This is a genomic window from Roseburia sp. 1XD42-34, assembly GCF_009917385.1.
In the GTDB taxonomy this organism is placed as follows: domain Bacteria; phylum Bacillota; class Bacilli; order Bacillales; family Amphibacillaceae; genus Virgibacillus.
This window is the reverse complement of record NZ_QWLJ01000002.1, coordinates 88951-110120: the sequence shown is the minus strand read 5'-3', so window position 1 is coordinate 110120 and position 21170 is coordinate 88951. Positions and strand designations below refer to the sequence as shown.

The 21170-nt window shown below is 37.7% G+C and carries 15 protein-coding genes and 2 pseudogenes; 2 read left to right on the top strand and 15 right to left on the bottom strand.

The annotated features are described in order from the left end of the window. The 9 genes and pseudogenes from D1839_RS21250 to D1839_RS01555 all read right to left on the bottom strand — a co-directional run bounded on the left by D1839_RS21250 (position 1) and on the right by D1839_RS01555 (position 10951). Positions 1-147, bottom strand: coding sequence for a pullulanase-associated domain-containing protein (locus D1839_RS21250; protein WP_199689901.1), 147 nt, complete (start codon positions 145-147; stop codon positions 1-3). A gap of 682 nt (positions 148-829) precedes the next feature. Beyond that, a complete protein-coding gene (locus tag D1839_RS01595; RefSeq protein WP_120378147.1) occupies positions 830-1621 on the bottom strand; it encodes a GNAT family N-acetyltransferase in 792 nt (263 codons plus the stop codon). Positions 1622-2293: 672 nt separating this feature from the next. Continuing rightward, on the bottom strand, positions 2294-3142 hold the full coding sequence (locus tag D1839_RS01590; protein ID WP_120378145.1) for a MurR/RpiR family transcriptional regulator: 849 nt from the start codon (positions 3140-3142) through the stop codon (positions 2294-2296). 358 nt (positions 3143-3500) lie between these two features. After that, positions 3501-4541, bottom strand: a complete 1041-nt coding sequence (locus tag D1839_RS01585) for a tetratricopeptide repeat protein (RefSeq protein WP_120378144.1) — start codon at positions 4539-4541, stop codon at positions 3501-3503. Between the two features lie 751 nt (positions 4542-5292). After that, positions 5293-5457: pseudogene (locus D1839_RS21245) on the bottom strand (hypothetical protein); the annotation flags it as partial. Positions 5458-5745: 288 nt separating this feature from the next. Beyond that, positions 5746-6341 (bottom strand): annotated as a pseudogene (locus tag D1839_RS01575) (ROK family protein). Between the two features lie 482 nt (positions 6342-6823). Beyond that, the gene (locus D1839_RS01565) at positions 6824-10072 is read right to left on the bottom strand and encodes a metallophosphoesterase (protein ID WP_120378141.1); all 3249 of its coding nucleotides are present in this window, start codon (positions 10070-10072) and stop codon (positions 6824-6826) included. After that, entirely contained in the window at positions 10026-10475 is a 450-nt protein-coding gene (locus tag D1839_RS01560; RefSeq protein ID WP_120378140.1) for a hypothetical protein, read from the bottom strand. Before D1839_RS01560 ends, D1839_RS01565 begins: the two co-directional genes overlap by 47 nt. 287 nt (positions 10476-10762) lie before the next feature. Further along, positions 10763-10951 (bottom strand): hypothetical protein, encoded by a 189-nt coding sequence (locus D1839_RS01555; RefSeq protein WP_120378139.1) that lies wholly within the window; start codon positions 10949-10951, stop codon positions 10763-10765. Positions 10952-11624: 673 nt separating this feature from the next. On the opposite strand from D1839_RS01555, the gene D1839_RS01550 reads away from it, so the two are divergent. Both D1839_RS01550 and D1839_RS01545 read left to right on the top strand, forming a co-directional pair. After that, entirely contained in the window at positions 11625-11804 is a 180-nt protein-coding gene (locus D1839_RS01550; RefSeq protein ID WP_120378138.1) for a hypothetical protein, read from the top strand. A gap of 3 nt (positions 11805-11807) precedes the next feature. Beyond that, the gene (locus D1839_RS01545) at positions 11808-12404 is read left to right on the top strand and encodes a PTS transporter subunit EIIC (protein WP_120378137.1); all 597 of its coding nucleotides are present in this window, start codon (positions 11808-11810) and stop codon (positions 12402-12404) included. Between the two features lie 3 nt (positions 12405-12407). Here the strand turns inward: D1839_RS01545 and D1839_RS01540 are convergent, their stop codons facing one another. From D1839_RS01540 to D1839_RS01515, 6 genes are all read right to left on the bottom strand, one after another. Then, entirely contained in the window at positions 12408-13109 is a 702-nt protein-coding gene (locus tag D1839_RS01540; RefSeq protein WP_120378136.1) for a copper homeostasis protein CutC, read from the bottom strand. Position 13110: 1 nt separating this feature from the next. Next, a complete protein-coding gene (locus D1839_RS01535; RefSeq protein ID WP_158589584.1) occupies positions 13111-14493 on the bottom strand; it encodes a leucyl aminopeptidase family protein in 1383 nt (460 codons plus the stop codon). Positions 14494-15445: 952 nt separating this feature from the next. Continuing rightward, a complete protein-coding gene (locus D1839_RS01530; RefSeq protein WP_120378134.1) occupies positions 15446-16306 on the bottom strand; it encodes an ROK family protein in 861 nt (286 codons plus the stop codon). 32 nt (positions 16307-16338) lie between these two features. Continuing rightward, positions 16339-17796, bottom strand: coding sequence for a glycoside hydrolase family 32 protein (locus tag D1839_RS01525; RefSeq protein ID WP_120378133.1), 1458 nt, complete (start codon positions 17794-17796; stop codon positions 16339-16341). Between the two features lie 505 nt (positions 17797-18301). Then, positions 18302-19699 carry a sucrose-specific PTS transporter subunit IIBC gene (locus D1839_RS01520; RefSeq protein ID WP_120378132.1) on the bottom strand — a complete coding sequence of 466 codons (1398 nt, stop codon included), beginning with the start codon at positions 19697-19699 and terminating at the stop codon, positions 18302-18304. Positions 19700-20004: 305 nt separating this feature from the next. Beyond that, a complete protein-coding gene (locus D1839_RS01515; RefSeq protein ID WP_120378131.1) occupies positions 20005-20988 on the bottom strand; it encodes a LacI family DNA-binding transcriptional regulator in 984 nt (327 codons plus the stop codon). Positions 20989-21170 lie beyond the last annotated feature (182 nt).

Genomic DNA, 21170 nt, shown 5'->3' with positions numbered 1-21170 from the left:
CTAATTTACAAATAAAAAACCAATTTTCTCTGCCTCTTTTGCTAATTGAATATCGTAATAAGCGCCATGCTCATTAATACCAGCAGCGCTTACTGCTCCGTCAGGCCATCCTTCAGATGGGGCAGCAACATCGTCCCATATCCAAATGTTCCATCCTTGTTTTCCATTTCAATTGCTTTTTCAACATTTCAGTCATGAAAGCTACCTAACAAGTATAGCTGTTCCTTCTCTCGTGAATTGCTTCAAACGTTACATTTCCATCTTTGTCGATGACGGGCCGCCCTTGTAGTTGCCTATCTTCTTCCTTAGCCATTACTGAGTGGGGCAATAAGACTAAAGGTCATTAGTAAAACTAGAAAAACAGATAGTGCTTTTCCATTTTTCGGCAACTTAATTTCTCCCTTTTCGGTAAAACGTTTGCATAAATGACCAAAAAAATAAATGTACTCCACTTCCTTTATTTGATAGATGCTATGCAAGCGGTTTCTTAACTTGTAGATTAACATAAAAATATCCATAAATCAATTCTATTTTTAGTAAATATACGAAGTATTCTCTGGAACTAATCGCACCATTTAACCTTTCTTCTCTTCTTCCGTTTGTACGAAAGATATTAATATATTGAAGTTATCGGATTAACATTTTGTCGATTATACATAAGAGCCCCTCCTAACTAATTTAAAACAGTACTTAGAGGGGACTTTTCTCGTGTTACAAAGTCATGAATTATTTATAGCAAAATTTATGTCTAATTGTCAGGTGATATACATAGTCTTTTCATAATTTTCTCTGGTGAGGTGACTTTTCCACTTTGCAGGTGACTACTATGCTATTTAGTAAAATAGTAAAAGCAGATGTTTTCTGTTTGCTTACGAATAACATCTCTAGCTTTGAATCCTTCCGCAAATAGCTTTTGAAAGACTTCTCTTGTTCGGAGGCGCCACGTCATTGCAAGCGAAACATCTGCTTGCTTTATGGATTGAAAATTGGTTGGAATACCAACCAACCAGTGATCGGTTACTAAGCTAGATTGGTCATAGAATAGTCGTGCTACAATTGGATTTCCATCTTGATCAGCATGCAATAATATGTTTGCTTCATCAAGTTCAATGGGCATATTCAATCTTTGCTCAGCAAATCTCCACTCTATTTGAATCCGATCTGTAGGCAGTCCATGATTTAGCTTCCCACTTAACTTACCGTAATGATTTTCCTTATATTGAACGCCTACTGCTCCAATTTTATGAAGGTTTAAATATGCATTTAAGCTTTCAAGTGGATCAAACGTCCATGTCATCATGCCATAGCCAAGATTTTGGGCAATTTCTGCTTGTTTATATTTCAGCTTTAAACCTAATCCCGCTTTACGATATTCAGGGAGAATGCCTAACATATGAGAACATAAGTATGGATGTTCCCCATCATATCCAGCAAAGCTATAAATAAAGCCAACCATTTGATCTTTATCATATGCTCCTAATAGAATACCACCATGATTTAAAGCAGTATACGTTTGGTGAATTGGGGTTGGAGGAGCATGCCAAACCGCTTCCTCTACACGTTGCATCTCATATAATTCTTCTATGGTCCTCAGTTCTTTTATACTAATTTGCTTTGTCATGCAGATATCCTCCTCTAGGTAAAATGTTTCCTGATGGTTGCCCTTGTACTCTATATATTTAAAAGTTTACAGCAGTATAAAGCTGTAAATAAAGTGAAACTACATTCAGTAGGAGTCTTCTTCCCTCTCCTACTGAATGCTAGTCCCAAGAAAGGTAGAGGACCTAAAGCCCTTAAACGAGTCGGGCATTTAGATGCCGTTTTCCCACACTTAGACCTTTTGCGTCAACTCAAGATTCCGAAGCAGGAATCTTACGTCACTTTACATGCGGGATAAAAATAGAACAAAGACGCAAGCGCCCGTTTAGCAACGTAGCAACTGGAACGACGCAACTAAAGTTTTAGGAATCATGCCACTAAAACCAAGGGTATGCCGACGCCTGAGCGGCAAGCCCGTTTTTAGTCGGCCTTCCTCTTAACCACGAACCAATGATGACTTATCGTAGGGCACTTTCGGGAAGTTGCCTAGTTGCTGGGCTCATGCGCCGGACGTGGCTATTCCGTTATATCGGTACTCATAAGCCAAAATTTTTATACTTTCTTATCTCCGCACAAAAACATGTAAGGTACCCGCTTCGGGAAAGCCTCAAGTAAGGAACGACAAAAGCTGAGCATCCCCCTATATATAGAACGTGTTTTCCTTCATAAGCTGGATTCTCTACCAAATCTAACTTTATCCGTTTTGAAAAAAATCATCTGCTTTCAATCCATCAAATTGTTTTACTCTTGCTTGAAAAGTTTCAGCATTTTGAAGAGATAGGTTGGAAACAATGCTATTCATTAAGGATACCACAACTGGCGCTGCATCTAGCGTGGATTTTACATTTAGTTGCACACATAACGAAAGATCTGAAAAGTCTGTAATCGGCGAGAATGGAGAATCCGTAAAAGCTATCACATATACTCCTTGTTGTTTAGCCAATTTCGCGATTCGCAATGTTTCCTTTGCATACCGGTGAAATGAAAAAACAATCAAAACACTTTTATCTGTCAACTCATTTACTCGGAGTAATATATCATCCATTTGATTTTGAAACAGCCTTGTATTGCCAATGACAAGATCTAAGGCAAACGCAAACCAGCTTGCGAGTGCATGAGATGAGCGAATCCCTGCTACTAGTACCCGATCAGCTGACGCTAGTACCGTAACAGCCTTTTCTAAATCAGCCTCTTCTATGCTTTTCGAAATCCGTATTATATTTTCTACATCGTGATACATCACTCTTTTAAAAGGAGTAGCATTTTCCTGATCTAATTTTTTCGTTTCCACATAATCCATCAAACTACTTCGCTGAAGAAGTAATTGCTGCACATCTTGTTGAAAATCACTAAAGCCAACATATCCAAGTTTATGCGTAAAACGAATAACCGTTGTTTCACTCACGCCTGCTTGCTGTCCTATTTGCGCAGCAGAATGCACTGCGAAAAATTTTGGATCTTTATGAAAAAAAGCTGCTGTCTTTTTTAAACCTGTTGTAAAATTGGCTTGCTCTTCCTTTATTTTTCCCCAAATATGATCCATTTCTACCCTCCCATCCAACGTTTTGTTTCGTCTACTTCACCTTCATTTTTTTGTCTAGTCAAGTGTAACCTATCCAGTACCATAAGGGTATGACCTAACGCATTTAGATGCCGTTTTCTCCCACTTAGACCTTTTGCATCAACACAATATTTCGAAGCGGGAAGCTTACGGTATCCTACATGCGGGATAAATAGAGGAGAGTAAGGCTTTAAACAATGATTTTTCCACCTTGGCTTACTAAAATATTATATTATACTAATAGTCCGTCTCATTACTTAACCTTTCATCAGTAGTTTCTTGCAAAGGAAATTTACTTATAGTAATAGACGGGATAAACACTATATCCTGTATAAGAAAATCACTTCCGTTTTGTACGTTTATGACGTTTTTTCGCTTTTATCCTTTTTTTAACGTTTGGTCTCTCCCATGCTCTATCACGTTTAGGAATTCGATTAGCCATTTTCCCCATATACATTTCTGCAAATGGATAAAAAGACTGGGGGTCACCAGGGAACACTTCAATCTCGGTGTCCAAATAATAAAATTCCTTGTTTGGAGTTGGAACTGATGTACTAGTAGCTTCTCTTTCTTCGTCTGTAGGAACAAAAGAAATTTTTCCATCTGAATGTTGATACAGGTAAAATAGTTTTTCTAAACACACAGCCAAAGCATCTCTTAGACTTTTTGCGTCCAACTTGTCATATTCACATGCGGTGACAAGCGCTTTTCTGAAGTAAGAAGCGGCTTCCTCGTATTCCGTTATTTCAAATAATAAATTAGCCAAGGTATAATACGATTCTGTTTGATAAATATCTAAACCAATAGAATGTTCTAACACACTTACAGCTAACTCGGGACGCCCTCCTTTATCATATATATTCCCAAGCCGGTTCCATATATAAGCATCAGAAGGGTCTTTTTCAAGTAGATTTAATAAATGAGCCTCGGCATCTGAAGTAAAAATGTGCTTGCTACCATCATATAAGCGATTTTCCCCAACTGTACAAATACTCTCCATAGGAAAATCCCCATCCATATTTTCGGCTATAAGACCCCATGTAGATCTCAAATAAAATTCATTTGGCAGTGTCCAATCTCCAGCTTCATTACAATGTTTGCAACGAAAATACCCTGTAGTTTGTATGTTGTCAGTCATGTTATCTAGTTCAGGATTTATAACCATCATCCCCACATCATATTTACCTTTACGCCCACAGCTATTACATGTAAGCATTAAATGGTTTTCGGGGAACTTTCGTTTTACCTGGTCTCTTTGCTTATATACCGTCATAGCGTATTTTCCCGGTAACCATGACCTGGTTGGCGAATCAGGAATATCTGCTCTCGATGTATGAGTTAATAATCGAATTAATTTAGGATTAATTTGTGCTTTAGACATATTTAAAACATACCTCTCATTTTGATGTATTCATTTGTTGTCTAACAATACTAAGTAATTAGAAGATTTTATCCTTTAATAATATTGTTCAGTTAATTCACTTCCCTCTATAATAGTAGCCTTATCCTCTCTTCCTTCGTTTGTTTTTTCACTTATATTGAACTTCCACTCATCTCCAAAATCAAACAAATATAAAATCTCATCCCTCCCCAGTAAGATTTTATCCCCTCGTTCTTGAAGTTGTTAAAAAAAGGTTTAGTAATTATGCCTACAATTCCACCTAGGGTTCATTCTGGTCTTCTTTTATAATAATAGATTATCTATGTTTTTTCATTGAAAACTCCTTACATATTTTACTTAATGACTTCTTGATTTTTAATGTTGGTAGTATAGCCAAAGTTAGAATCGAAATCGTTTTGACATAGAGCCTCGGCGGGCATGATTTATGAGTCAAGTTGCCAAGGTGACTCACATATAGAAATGGTATCATGTCCACCACTGGACGTAAAACCTCCTATGCTATCATCTATTTTTTCAATACTGCGAAGAAGCTATTTCATTTAATGTTTGTACTGCAGATGTTTTAAAAATATTATTGCTTAGTACAAGATATAAATCAAAACGCAATTAATCCATAATAAAAGTCACTAATCCACTTCATGGTATCCCAATAATACTTTTATAGGAAAAAATAGATGTGCAAAACCAACCGACAAATTCAACATATGTTCATTAATCGTGCGGTCCTCATTTAATGCCCCAAATACGATCCGATTACATTGCAAACTTCGCAGTGCGTTAATATCCTCATAAATAACTGCAAACCCCTCTTCTTTATAAAAAAATGGTTACTATGAGGGCGGAGCATAACTTGAACAGGAATATTGACACTTTCAATAACTGACTTCATCGTCCCAAAACTTGGTGTTCATCCACCTTCCTGTATAGCAGTAACAAGTTCTAATCGAACAGCTCCTAACTTCTCAGCCTGTATCGCGTCCTGTTTATTTTGTACAATCAATTCTAACTCCATTTTGTTTTTCAAACTCCTTTTCAACGTTATTCCAAGTGTATTTATAACGAATCATACGAGTGAAGTAAACAATCCCGTTTCACCATCTAGTTTACAATTCTTGCTTTACAGCTAAGGCAATCTCGCCACCTTTACTCCTTGCTCATCTTCCAACTAGGAGCGACAATCAACTCATCTACCCATGTAGTCATTTAATAGCTTCATAAATTGTTTACGGATCATAGTGTAAAGCTTGACCCGCTTCATGACCCCACCGCCAAGTATCATTTTTTCTGGTGAAAGGATAACGTAATAATTCATTAACGCCTGAGCTAAATAATATGTTTCTATTTCCCATATGTAATTATGTTCTGCCAGAAGATCTGCCTTCATGTATCGTTTTTCTATTGCTGTACCTGAAGCAAGACCTTCTAAACAAGGACCATGGCTTGGGCAGCTCCCAGCAAATAAATCATCTGAGTGTTGCTTCATTAAAATATCTCCCATTTCCGGATGAGTCCTACCTTGAAAAATTTCTCCTCGTACAACAAACCCGGCACTAATGCCAGTCCACACTGTCATATATAGGAAACTTCCACCTGTTTACCAGCACCATAGTGATACTCACCAAGGCAAGCTGCATTTACATCTGTGTCCAAGTAAACAGGAATTTTATAATCTTTTTCAAGCTTTTCAAGTATTGTGTAGTGGCGCCGTTTTATTTGCGGTGTATTTAAAACGGTACTATACTTCTCGCTTTTTCTATCTAAGTTAACAGCACCAAACATTCCTACGCCAAGTGCTTCGATCGCTCCAATTAACATAAACAGACCTCCTCTAAAGCAGGAGCGTTACATCTTCATTACCATACAAGTTATTTTAGCACCTGTAAGCAAGATATGAATCATTTTACCGTAATTAGCGGTATACATTTCCGCTCTCTAGCATATACCGTTTGCTAATTCCTTTCATTCACGACATTACTAGTCAGCTTTTCTGACAAAGATATCCGATATTTCTCTTTGACACAACAACTCGCCCCACGACGTCAATATCATCAAACTGTACAACTTGCCTTTATTGTCTCCGGCGATCCCTTGAGGGTTTCAATGCCCGTTAGAATATACAGCGGACGAATTCAATCCAACATTATTTTCTTTTAAAAGATAAAAGCCACTAAAATCAATCAGTTGATCTTAGTGGCTTCGGATGAAAAGCATCTAACAAGTTCTCTTGAATTAGTTTATAAACCTTATCATACTATTTTTTACTAAGAAGCTTTTCGCAAGCGAAGGTATAGCACTACTCCAATTAGTAACACTAGTATTCCCAGCGCCAACCAGTTATAAATAGAGGTTGCAGTATTTGGGAGTTTGCTTGTTTCTGTACGTTCAGCTTCACTTTGCTTAGTTGGATTCATTTGTTTGCCATCTGATCCTGTGCTGTTGTCCTCTATATTAATAGCAGTACCTTCCGGACGCTTTGGTTCATCTTCTGGCTTTTCAGGTTCTGTTGCTTGCTTTTGCGAGTCTTTCCCCGGTTTCTCTACAGATCCCTTCGAATCTTTTTCTTGCTCATCTCCCGGTTTCTGCTCCATTTCTCCTGGTCTTTCCTCTGTTTCCGGCTGCTCAGGCTTTTCCTCTGGATCGGTTGGTTTTTCTTGTTCACCTGGTTCTTCTGGTTTCTCCACAAGCTGCTTGGTGAACGTATGGGAATCAACTAATTCGTTATCCGTTGTATATGCTTCCACTTTAATTTCATTTTTATTTACTGCTAAAGAAGTGTAGACTTGTTTTTCTTCTGCATAAAGCACATCAACATACGCTTGTTTCTCCCCAGGATAAAATTTTGGTCCTGCTGATCCACCAATTATATACGGCGTACCTTTACCATCCTTCTGCGGTTTTCCATCCTTCATTGGGTAAGTCCGCATGTAAGCATGATCATGACCCGTTAAAACTAAATCCACACCCACTCCTTCTAAAACCGGTGCAAAAGTTTCAATAGTTGCATCCGTACCTCTTTTCGGATTACTTTTATATGGCGGACGGTGGAAGACAGCAATATTCCATAGCTTATCAGAGTTTTTAACTTCTTCTTTAATCCATGCTTGTTGCTCTTCCATATCCTTTACACCAAACTCAGAATTCAGCATAATAAATCGTACATTCCCATAATCAAAGGAATAAACAAAATTTTCCTTACCCTTTGGACCATTCTTAGGATAGGGGAATAAAGTTTTATACGTATTTTCTCCATTTCCATATACGTCATGGTTACCCATTATCGCCATAAAAGGAACTTTATTAACCAGTCCTTCAGATGCAGTTAGAAATTCGTCCCATTGTGCCAGTCTATTTCCTTCTTCTACAATGTCTCCGCCATGAACGGAAAATTTAGTATCCGGAAATTTTTCTAAAGCAGTTTCATACAATTTTGTCCATAATGCAAAGCCAGCTTGGTCATATGCTTGTGTATCTGTAAATAGTAAGAATCGAAATGGATCATCATTCGATGCACTCTCTGTTGTAAATGTACTTACTTCACTCCACACTTTCTCCGTACCATCCCCCACTCTGTATTGATACTTCGTACTAGGGGTTAATTTAGTTGCTTCTGCATTATGCTGTAAAAACTCGCCCGCTTCATCCGAAACTAATTTTGTATCTGCTTTAAAACGTAGTACATGTTCACTATCAAAGCCCGCTTTATCTCCTTTGGCCACTACTTCCAAAACAGGATTTAAAGCAGTGGTATTTGTCCGCCACGTTACATGCTGTGTCGTTTTCGGGTCTTTTGTCCAAGTTAATGTGACCTTTTTAGGTACTTGATCTCCAAGTTGAGGTAAAACTTTAAATGAAAGTACCTGACTGACTAATTTTCCTTTACTTGCTTGTAACTTTAATGAAATTTGGGACAATGTAAGTAAATTTGTTTTCGTTTCTCCATTCGCTCGGGTCAGATTTAAGAGCGAGCTCCAATCCACTTCCTCTACATCATCCTTTGGCACATGAAAATAACGCTGTTGACCATCTGGCATATAAATCCGATAAAAATCAAAGCCTTCATTTGGTGTCTTAGCAACAGGAATATATGTACCTGCTTCAACTATCTGGAAAGGCTCCCCAGCTATCCCGCTTCCACCTTTATAAATATGTGTTCGTTTTTTCACTTGAATAAGTTTTTGATCTCCTAAAATATCGATCTTAGCTCCTCCAACCGGGTTACCTTCTTGATCTACCACCTTCATGGTACTTGGTGTATGAAGTGATTTCCCTTCAATACTTAGCACTAATGGCTGAGAGATCTTATTTTTATAAGCATTTGCATAAAACGGTATGGTACCGATCGCATCATCTACAAATGTTTGTGTTCCTTCGGCTAGTGCAATTTCGAATCCTCCAGCTGCATCAATACCTACATTAAATCTTAATGTTGCAAGCACCTCATCATCTGACAGAATTACATCTTCTAGGTTACCCCATTCTAAAATGATTTCCCCCGTCTCTTCATTGACACTGTTCTCTACAACAGCTTGCTGTAATTTTTCAGGAATGATAGCCTTTGCCTTTACACCTGTTTCATTGTGAAGCTTTAATAAATTACTGTCATATGTTAAAATCAACTTCGTCCCGCTTAATGCTTTAGCATGTTGCATCGTGACATCAACTTCAAAGCTCGAACCAGCATAAATTTTATCTGGTCCTCTCCATGTAAACGTTGGCCCACCACTAGAAACATGAAACTCCCAGCTTTGAAACTTATGATTTCCTGCTTGATCAAAAACTTCAATTCTAGCCCGATTTAAGCCTTCAGCTAGTGCCTTTTGAGGTGTATAGGAAACTAAACCTGTTTTAGCATCATAAGAAGCAGATACCTGTTCGCCATTAATCGTTAAAGATATCTTTTTTGGATCAATTCCCAAACCGTCTCCATCACTTACAATGGCACTTATTTCAGGTTTGTTAGAATTAGCGACTTCCCCGTTTGCCGGTTTAATATTTGTAATGGTTGGATTGATGACATCTTCATCTGTATCCTCATATACAGCACGAATATTATCAATATACATAATCCCAGCTGATTTGGCTTGATCATTTGTTGCCATATAACGAATCGCTTGGCTACCTATTGTAAAAGGAGCTTGCCAATTATCAGGAATGGGTGCCTCTACATATTTCCACCCTTCCCATGTGACACCATTAGGATAACCACCTGTATAATCGATATTAAAATTTTGCCCATTTGCATCTGTAAGTTGCTGTCTAAGCCAATGTTTATGACCATCTCCATAAACCCACATCCCTATTTTCTTAGGTTTTCCCGGGATCTCTATTTTTTCTCCTAAAGATGCATAAATACCTGATGTACCTTGCGTGTTTAAAAAATCATACTCCAATCGTAATGCTTGATTATCAAACCTTACGACTTCATTTGAAATTCCAATATCAACCTTATTATGCCTTGCTCCGCTAACCGTCCAGCTTCCTAGCCCCCTGTTCGAAATCTTCCAACACAATATAGGGCTTATTCACCGTCGCGGCAGCCCCCTTTTCCTCCATTTTACTAGACTCTGCAACCTGTCTTTTTACTTCCTCCCTCTTTTGTTTGCTATCCATGTTTACTGCTGGTGCTGTTATGTCATCTTTACTTTTTTCTTTTTGTAAAATCGCTTCTTGTTCAGGTTGCTCTTCTTCTTTAGAGTCAGTCGCCTGATTTTCCGAATGTTGCTCTACTGATAAGTCATTTTCCTCTGTCGTTTCTACATCATTTGGTTGCTGATTTGCCGGTTCTTCCATGTTTGCAGATGGAGCCTGATTTACTGGTTTATCCCCCTCAGCATAAACCGGCCTTACATTACTCCCCATCTGCGTAAATAAAATAAAGATAATAAGAACAAAAATAAATAGTTTCTTTTTCACTTCAAGCACACTCCCCGTTGCAATAATAAGCTTCATATTTTTTCGAAAATCGACATATTTAACATATCACTGCAATAGTAATTAACGGTTAACATATTGTTAAATTAATGTAAATGTTGCATAAAAGATTTATTTTATTATTGTCAACATTTATACGTACAATCGTGACACTTCTATCGATTGGGGATTGCTTCATCGCTTAACAAAGTGATGAAGCCAAAAGCTAGGTGTACGAAAAGCACTTTTAACTGACTATTGAAGTAGGCTCTTTTAATATCTTTGATTTGTCAAAAATGTTTTGTCACATAATAATCCATTGCTTGCTGAAGCCATTCCTCTTGTGTAAAAGGTGAAGTAGTCATGTTTTTCACAGCTTCCACATCCAATTTATCTAAATCTACTTTCCTGATCGCTGCTAGTTGTTTCTCCCCTACATATAGCGCCTGGTTTAAATCACTATCAAATTTGGGAATCATTCATTAACTCTTCATTTCTCTTAAGCTATACCCTGAAAATTTGAAGACCACAATCTTCTGCAGCTTTCGTATATCATCCTCTGTCTACAAATGATGTCCAGAACTCGAACGTTTACTTGCTTTCTGATAGAAGGATTTGTTTTTCTCAACTCTTCAATGGAATAATTATCCACTAATCGCCTCCACTATCTTTTATAACTGTTATATTTTTATCCTACATCCTAACTGGAGATGCAAGAGATTTATTAAAATTATATTTAACGAAGACATTGAATGAATATTTACTCATCAATGCGTACTGGGCGTTCCACTCTCCAATCTGTATTTGGTAGTATCTCTTTTGAGTATGACCCTACTTTCACGAAACAAACGGGGTTTAGTTCTTTTACTTCCTACTTTAGAGAGTGTCGTGTGGAGCTATTCAACTTCTTACCATATTCAACCTATTCTACGTCCTTTTAAAGTTAATATTCCTCCTTTGTCTGTATCCATTGGCTATTTTTGTACAGGTAAAAACTAAAAGACATATCTTTAACCTTTCCTGTGAAAAATCACAGGATTTGTGCTAAATACCAAAAATTAAAACTATGTACCCGTTTTCACATAAATACTGACAAGGTATTTAAATTGTGTTATACCTAAATTAAATCACACGCAAGAATGGAGGACTGACATGATAGAAAAGTTACAGAGGTTTGGTGGAGCAATGATGGTTCCAGTGATGTTAATGCCTTTCGCGGGGATTATGATAGGTTTATCTACCATATTCATTAATCCTGATGTCATTGGTTCAATCGCTAATGAGAACACGATATGGTATAAATTTTGGTACATGATGTATCAAGGTGGATAGGCGATTTTTAATCAATTTCCATTATTATTTGCTGTTTCTCTCCCTTTAGGACTAGCGAAAACCGCTGCAAGAAGAGCTGCAGTAGAGTCCTTTGTCATCTATATTATATTTAATTATTTTATAGAAACCATCTTATCTTTCTGGGGAAGTTCATTTGGGGTTGATTTCTCTATTGAAGTTGGAGGGACAAGCGGTCTAACTATGATTGCAGGTATTAAAACACTTGATATGAGTGTAATAGGAGCCATCCTTATAGCTGCTATTGTAGTGTGGATTCATAATAAGTGGTATGAATCCAAATTACCTGAAGTGCTTAGTGTATTTCAAGGTTCAGCACTTGTGGTTATTATTGGCTTTATATGTATGATACCATTAGCATTCGTTGTTTCATGGTTTTGGCCGATGGTTCAACATGGAGTGAAGTCGCATGGTTGCTGGGCTCATGTGTCAGATGTGACTATTCGGTTATTCCCTTATCCCCAAGCAACAAGTTTTAGACTGTTCGCAACCAGTGGAACATCCCTACATAATGGTTGGGTTACCCAAGTTATGGCTAAAACCTTGTGGATGGATATATCTTATCTAGGTGAGACAGAGTAAAAGTCAGATATTCCTTTCTTGCAAAACCTGACGCACTTTCTCTACTGCCTTTGCAGATATTGGATGGGCGAATGACTCTTTCTCACGAATAGCTTTCCCAAAATGATACTGTTCTGCTTTGGTAGTTTGATTTATTTCAGCAATATTATCCGGAGTGAGCCCAGATCCCGGCATGACAACAGGACCTTGTACCTGTTGAGAAAGGGCAACAAGCTTAGCAAGCTGTTCTTTTCCTGCTTCACAATTTGCTTTACCACCAGAGGTCAAAATTCGTTTCACATGATGTTGATATTTTGCTAATGTTTTGTAAGCCGTATCTATGTCTGTTACTTCATCAAACGCACGGTGAAACGTTATATCCAAATTTGGAAAAAGTTCGATTAGTTTTGCCAACATCTGTTCATTAATCGTCCGGTCTTCATTTAGCGCACCAAACACAATTCGGTTACATTGCAAACTTTGAAGCGCCTTTATATCTTCGCAAATAACCTCAAACTCTGCTTCTTTATAGAAAAAATTATTACTGTGCGGACGGATCATAACTTGAACAGGAATATGTACACTTTCTATTACAGATTTCATCATTCCAAAACTCGGGGTCAAACCACCTTCCTGTATGGCAGAGACAAGCTCTAACCGATCTGCGCCTAATTCTTCAGCCTGCATAGCATCCTGTTTATGTTGAACAATCAATTCTAGTTTCATCTTATTTTTCAAACTCCTTTTCAACCAGCTTAGTTAATAATCGTACGCCAAAACCAGAAGCCCCCTTTACATAATACCCATGCTGCTTCCAAGGACGTACTGTATTGGCCATATCGATATGTATCCACTTCGTATTTTTCTGTATAAAATGGCTCAAAAACACTGCTGCTGTTATGGATCCACCATACTTGGAAGAACTCATATTATTAAGGTCTGCGCAATCACTTTGCAAATACGTTTTATAATCATTAAGGAGCGGCATCGGCCATACATGATCACCTGCCTCTTCTCCCATTTCCTTATATTCCCATAAATCCGCCTCTTGATTACTAAAAATTCCGGCTGTTTTTAAACCCAGCGCCTGCCCAATAGAACCAGTGAGAGTGGCTATATCAACAATCGTTTCCACTCCTAAAGCTTGTGCATACAACATACTATCCGCTAGAATAAGCCTTCCTTCAGCATCCGTATTGCCTACCTCAACATGTATCCCATTTGAAAAAGGAATGACATCTGCAGGCAAATAGGCATTGGTCCCGGCTAAGTTTTCTACTAATGGAATAACCGCAGTAACATATACCCCGCGATTCAGATCTGCTAAGAGCTTCATCGCGCCCACTACAGCTGCAGATCCTCCCATATCCATTTTCATTTCCCATAGCCCAGTTCCAGTTTTTACATTAACCCCTCCTGAATCAAATGTTACACCTTTCCCTACCAGTGCTACATGCTTGGTTTCTACCTTTTTCAAAGTAAGTACAACCATTTTCGGCGGATTAACACTTCCTTTTCCGACCATACTTACCGCTTCTAAACCATGTTTGGCAAGATCAGTTACATCCATTATATCTACAACGACTTCTGTTTCTTTAAAAATTTCCGTTATTTTCTGCGCATAGGAAGCTGGGGTTAGCTTATTAGGCGGTTCGTTACATAAGTCCCTAGCAATACATACAGCATCGCTTATAGTTTTCGCCGATTTTATACATTCCCCATATATAGAATAACTATATTCTACCAAATAGTCCAATTGCGAAGGAGTGCGTAAATATTTTTGAAATCGATATTCGGCTAAATACCATCCTTCCATAAAAGCCGTAACATACTGTTTTTTTTCAGCTGCCTCCGCCAACGCCTCGAAAAGATGGTTCATATAAATAATCAATTTTTTTTGAACAGAGATAAATTCTTTATGTAATCGCTTGAAGGTTTCTCCACCAAGATGACGAAAATCATCTATTTTTTTTCCTGAAGGTTGAATACAAAGTAGCAAGTACGTCAACGCTTCTGTATGGTATAACTTCATCTCCCCAAAAACGCTGCATTTTACTAAAGTACTACTTAGGACTGGATTTATTTTGTGCGGGCAAACGTGAATTTCCAATTCTTCCTCCTCCAATTGCATTCATAAATTTTTATTAACTATCTATATTTAGTATATGCAAGGAATAACTTTATCTTATCTGGAATAGGAAGAACAAAGACGCTGGGCGCTGTCAGCCACGTAGCGAATGGAGCGTATCAACGAAAGGATAAGGTGATACTTCATGCAGTAGGAGGTTTCTTCCAATCCTACTGCATGTTAGTACCTAGAAGTATGACCTTAAGGTCCTTAAACGAATTGAGTATGGAGGTTCCGGTTTCTCCCACTTAGACCTTTTATATCAACTCAAGGTTTTGAAGTGAGAGTCTTACGGCACCTTACATGCAGGATAAAAACGGATCTGACCAAAATAGGTCTTACATCTTACGCCTATATCCAATTATCTTGAAAGAGACATTGCTTGTAAATATGTATTTCTACACCCATGTGTAAACCTTTACAATGAGGCACTAAATCGTATTCATAGCTTAGAGTAAAAGGGACCGATGAAAAGCCTTTTACTAACCACAATAGCTGCATGTGATCGGTGTTTTACTTTTTGCATAAAAACGAACAGGAAGCAATTTGCTAAAGTACTCACTGCAAAAATAAAACAGTTAAATGAAAGATGACCGATAAAAATCAGTACTTCTTTATCAACACATTTTCTTTTCCTGCTCTTTAGCCAATACCAAAATGGTAAACTAAAAGTATTGCGCTACGCCGACTCTCCGCTTTTGCTTTTGATTTTCTATGTATTCTACAAAGAGCATATATGTTTAAGTATATAATGTAAGAAAAACAGTAGCCTCCAAAGGACGTAGTACCAATCCAAGCCATGTTTTTAAAAAATAGTAGAACTTAAGGTGGCTTCTCATTCATATAAAATAAAAAGGCGACTTAGCCATATCAAACAAGCTAGCCGCCAAAAAGCCTTCTTCATATATTACGGTAAATAATTATACTATCTAATCTATACAAGATCGTTTATCGCTAAAGCAATTGCTCCTTTTACTCCTTGCTCATCTTCCAGCTTAGGAGCAACGATCAACTCATCTACATGCTCTACTTCCATATAACCATTTAATAATTCCATAAACTGTTTCTGAACCATGGTATATAGCTTAGCCTGCTTCATCACTCCACCACCAACTATCATTTTCTCTGGTGACAGGATGACATAATAATTCATTAGTGCTTGAGCTAAATAATACGCTTCGATCTCCCATACATGAGCTATATTTTCAAGCAAATGTGCTTTCACGCCATACCGATTTTCCATTGCTGTTCCAGAAGCAAGCCCTTCTAAACATGACCCATGACTGGGACAGCTCCCTATAAAGGAATCGTTAGGATGGGGTTTTATTAAAATATGTCCCATTTCTGGATGGTTCTTTCCTTGAAATACTTCTCCGTCTATGACAAACCCAGCACCAATGCCAGTACCTACTGTCATATATAAACAGCTATCCGCCTGTTCCCCAGCACCGAAGTGATACTCACCAAGACAAGCTGCATTCACATCGGTGTCCACGTATACGGGAATTTCGTAATCGGTTTTAAGTCTTTCAAGTAGTGGATAGTAGCGCCATTTTATTTTAGGTGTATTTAAAATCGTACCATATGTCGCGCTTTTTCTATCTAAGTTCACCGGACCAAATGTTCCTACACCAAGTGCTTCTATTTTAAAGGAAGAAAAAAATTTTTTCGCCATAACAAGTGTATCCTCAGGTAAAGTAGTTGGAAAGCTCGTCTTTTCAATAATTCTTCCAGCCTCATCTCCAACAGCACAAACGAATTTCGTTCCCCCAGCTTCGATCGCTCCAATTAACATAACATTTGCATCTCCCTTTTTATATGTTCTTTTTAATATTCAGTCACCCTTCTCACATTCCATTTCTTCACATTCACTTTAATTTTTCCATTAGCTTGTAATCGAATCTTGTTAGTTTCTTGTTCCTCAAATATTCGTGAAGTAAATACTTCTTCTCCTTGGTTCAGAAAAATTTCCATCGATGATGTATCCTTTAAAATAAGGATATCGTGAAGAAAATCAACGGTACAATGCCTGCTTTCTATGGAATGTGGCTTTGTGAAACTCCTTCTCTTAAACGTAAACATATCGATCGCTTGATTATATATTAAATGCGATTCACCAATTTGCATCTCTAAATAATCAGCTCCACTACTTTCTACAGATAAATACATAGCAAATGCTGTTTCATCTATATTTGGCAATGGAAATGGTAAATCACCATCTAAATGAATTTCGCCAAAATCAACTTCATTTTCAAGCAATTGTTTGAACTCTTCCACTGGGTACTGTAACAATTTTCCATTTTTCCATTCCAATTGACGTGGAACAGTCAGAGCGTGAACCCACTTATATTTTGCAGTAGGATGCTGGGTGGGCCCTCCTTCTGCATTTCCCATCCACCCAAATAGCAACCTTCTTCCCTTCGCATCTCGCATAGTCTGAGGGGCATAAAAGTCAAAACCCCTATCCAATTCTATAAACTTTTCATGATGAAAAGACATAGACTGATTATCAAACTCTCCAGCAAAATACCCAGATTGAAAAATATTTTGGTAGGAAATGCCTTGAGCAGGAATTCCTTGTGGACATACGAGTAAAATATCTTTATCTCTTAACCGAAACATATCTGGACACTCCCACATATAACCAAAATTCTCTAATCCTCGGTAACCACTCCCGATTAAAGTCCCTTCAAATGTCCAAGTTGTTAGGTTTTTAGACTGATAAACTACTGTTTCCCCTTTTTTAGCTTCAGTTTGCGCTCCAAGCACCATCCACCAACTATCCCCTCTATAAAATACTTTTGGATCACGGAAATGAGCGGTATACCCGTCCGGAACATGTATGATCGGTCCTTTTTTTTCAAAATGAATTCCATCTTCTGATACCGCCAAACATTGATAAGATTGTCGATTATCTTTATCATCTTTTACATTTCCGGTGTAAAATACATATAATTGATCTTGATAAACGACAGCACTCCCTGAATAACAGCCGTTTTTGTCATACCATTTGTCAGGTAATAAGGCAACAGGTGCTTCACGCCAATGAATTAAGTCTTCAGACATATAATGTCCCCAGCACTTCACACCATGTTCGACAGCGAAAGGATTCCATTGATAAAAAATATGGTATGCTCCTTTAAAAAAGACAAAGCCATTCGGATCATTCAATAATCCAACGGGAGGCATTATATGGTAATGCAAGCGATAAGGGTCACTTGCTACTAATCCTTGATATTCCTCTACACGTTTGTATACCATATCTTTTGTTATCCTATTTTTCATATCCTTGTCTCCTAAACTTAAATAATAATTCTATCCCAGCTTCATTTATCTTTATCCCTTTTGGAATACTCGCTTAAACAAATCAGCAATTCTAGAGATCAAAGGCGCAGAGCGCCCGGTTAGCAACGTAGTGACTGGAGCGAATCAACTAAAGTTTTAGGAATCATGCTCCTGCAACAGGAGTATGCCGACGCCTGAGCGGCAAGCCCGTTTTTAGTCGGCCTTCCTCTTAACCTCAAACCAATGATGACTTATCGTAGGGCGATTCGTAAGTCGCCTAGTTCTGGGCGCTTGCGCCGGACGTGGCTTATTTAGTTTATTTCGTTATCCCAAAGCGACAAAATTTATACTTTCTTATCATCCAAGAAAAGACATTCGTCCTTCCCTTTTTAGGTTGAAGCAAGTTTAATAGCACCTAATACACGAGATCCATGATGCGGTCACATTCAACATTAGCCTAGCTTTATATAAGCTTGTGTGTGCATTAATCCTATCGTATCCTTTTTTATCCATTTTCTTTTAATTGCTTATCGGAAAACCCGAATAGCCATGTAAGCACAAAAGCTACCCCAATTGCTACAAGGTTAACAAAAAGGTAGGAAATGACTTGTCCGTTTAAATATAGCAACGTACCTGGAATTACCGTAACTGCCATCCCTGTCCCTTTTAAACCTAATAACGCAGCAACAAATCCACCAGCGCCTCCACCAATTAATCCCATAATAAATGGTTTTACATAGCGTAAATTAATTCCAAATATAGCTGGTTCTGTAATTCCTAAAAAAGCTGATAATGTGGAGGGGTAAGCTAATGCTTTTAACTTTTTCGATTTTGTTTTTAATCCAACTGCAAGCGCTGCCCCACCTTGAGCCGCAACAGAAGAAGTGACAATAGCGTTAAACGGATTACTGCCAGTACTTTCAAGTAACTTAATTTCTAATAGGTTAAAAATATGATGGACACCGGTTATTACGATAATTTGATTAAAGAAACCAATGAAGAGCCCTGCTAACCCAAATGGAAAGCTCAAAATATATAGTGTTCCATCTAAAATATAGCCTTCGATGAGATGAAAAATAGGGCCAATCATAAATAAAGATGCAACAATCATAATTAACAAAGTTAAAAAAGGCGTAAGAATTAAATCAAGAGCCTCAGGTACTCGCTTGCGAATCATACGTTCTAATTTAGCACCAATAATTCCAGCAATAAAGGCAGGAAGTACTGACCCTTGGTAACCTACAACCGGGATAAAACCAAAAAACATTAACGGATCTTCACCTGTTGCAACTCCCCACGCATTTGGCAAAGATGGACTAACTAACATTAGACCGAGAACTATACCAATAATTGGGGTGCCACCGAATACACGAAATGTAGACCATGCAACTAATGCTGGTAAAAATATAAATGCTGTATCTGTTAAGATTTCAGTAAACAAAAGGAAGTTTTCCGATATATCAGCTGGTGATAAGCCGAAAATCGCCAATATCTCCGCCTGCATGACTAATCCACGTACACCCATAAACAAACCAGTAGCTACAAGCACTGGAATAATCGGAACGAAGACATCTCCGAACGTACGAATAGCACGTTGAAATTTACTACTTTTTTTAGCTGCCTCTTTAGCTTGTTCTTGTTTAGAGGTACTGTTTATATCAAATTTCTCTACTTCCTCATAAATCTGATTAACAGTACCAGTTCCAAAAATTACTTGAAATTGCCCTGCGTGAAAGAAGGCTCCTTTTACTTTTTCAATCTTTTCTACACGTTCTTGGTCAATCTTTTTTTCGTCCATAATGATTAATCGCAATCTTGTAGCACAGTGGGCTACAGAAGAAACGTTATCCTTTCCCCCAACAGCTTCTAACAATTCTTGTGCAATCCGTTTATTAATCGACATTTTTCTAATCCTCCTCATGGGATCGATTCCATATTGGCGATAAAAAAACGAGACGTTATATTTTATTATACACAGCATTATTAAAAAACATAATACTAACTTCCATAAATTATGTGGTTATTATTATAAGGAAACAAGCCTGCCATTTTTTCATAGAAGCTAGATTTTTAAAATTGGCTAACATCAACAGCAATTATTCGAAGTTCTATTAATCTGTGTAAATAATACGTCTTGTATCATCACCAAGATCTATGGTATCGATACCACATTAAGTTAAAATATATGTGAAATCGATTTCACATATATCATACACTATCACGAAGAATAAGTCTATAGTCTAATACTAATTTTTTTTGATATTCCTTCCCTTGAATATGAGCTAATAATTGCTTTGCCGCTTCTTCCCCTGCTGATTCATTTTTATAATCAACAGTTGTTAAGGGCGGATCCACATACTGGGACAGCTCGGAAGCACCAATTCCTACGAGTGCCATATCTTGAGGGGTTTCCAACCCTTGCTCCTTCAAATAACTCATTGCACCGATAGCTAGCCTGTCCGTAACCGCAAATACAGCTGTTGGTTGCTGGATTGAACGATTGAGAATGTTCTTCATTGCCTCGTGACCAGAATAAATATCAAATACACATTTTTCTACCCATGCTTCTTCAACCGCTAAATGATGAGCTTGCATTTCGTCAAAGAATCCTTTTTTACGCATATAACCAACAGCACGATCTGTTTCGTCCACCCCAATAAAGCCAATGCGTCTATGCCCTTTTTGAATTAAAAATGCTGTTATTTCCCTAGCTACATGGTAGTCATCATATGTCACGCACATAACCTTTTCTGTTTCCTGACCTATCATAACAAGGGGAAGTGGGATGCTTTTAATTTTTTCCATGATTTCCGGTTCTGTATTAGTAGCAATTAAAACAATTCCATCTACTTGCCTAATGAGTAAATCCAAGTATTCCAATTCTTTTTCCTTATCGTGATCCGTATTCGCAAGTAAAATTTGATATCCATGTTTAGACAGCTCCCTGCCCAGTCCTGTTACGACTCTGCTCGGAGTTTCTGTCTGTATCGTCGGTAGAATAACTCCAATTACTTTTGTTTGCTTTGTTCGCAATGATTTGGCATATCCGCTAGGAACGTATCCTGTTTGTTCAATTACTTCCTCTACTCGTTTTCTGGCTTCCTCACTTACGTAACCAGAATTATTTAATACTCGAGAAACAGTCGATCTTGAGACGTTTGCCATTGCAGCAATATCTTTAATCGTTACCAAACTTCTACTCCCCCTTCAACCTATTTCGCAATCTTGTACAAGGTAGTTTTTCTTAATACTATAAACAATAGCTTTCTACTTTTGTAGAAAAAGCGCTATTTACCCCTTATATGACTTATTTATTTTTGACAGTATTTCAAGAATCTGAGCACTATAAAGTAACATTTTTCATCATAAATAGT

Excerpts from the sequence above, each read along its gene's own strand:
- D1839_RS01595 (WP_120378147.1), bottom strand. The coding sequence starts at position 1,621 with ATGACAAAGCAAATTAGTATAAAAGAACTGAGGACCATAGAAGAATTA.
- D1839_RS01590 (WP_120378145.1), bottom strand. The coding sequence starts at position 3,142 with ATGGATCATATTTGGGGAAAAATAAAGGAAGAGCAAGCCAATTTTACA.
- D1839_RS01585 (WP_120378144.1), bottom strand. The coding sequence starts at position 4,541 with ATGTCTAAAGCACAAATTAATCCTAAATTAATTCGATTATTAACTCAT.
- D1839_RS01555 (WP_120378139.1), bottom strand. The coding sequence starts at position 10,951 with ATGATTCCCAAATTTGATAGTGATTTAAACCAGGCGCTATATGTAGGG.
- D1839_RS01550 (WP_120378138.1), top strand. The coding sequence starts at position 11,625 with ATGATAGAAAAGTTACAGAGGTTTGGTGGAGCAATGATGGTTCCAGTG.
- D1839_RS01540 (WP_120378136.1), bottom strand. The coding sequence starts at position 13,109 with ATGAAACTAGAATTGATTGTTCAACATAAACAGGATGCTATGCAGGCT.
- D1839_RS01530 (WP_120378134.1), bottom strand. The coding sequence starts at position 16,306 with ATGTTAATTGGAGCGATCGAAGCTGGGGGAACGAAATTCGTTTGTGCT.
- D1839_RS01525 (WP_120378133.1), bottom strand. The coding sequence starts at position 17,796 with ATGAAAAATAGGATAACAAAAGATATGGTATACAAACGTGTAGAGGAA.
- D1839_RS01520 (WP_120378132.1), bottom strand. The coding sequence starts at position 19,699 with ATGTCGATTAATAAACGGATTGCACAAGAATTGTTAGAAGCTGTTGGG.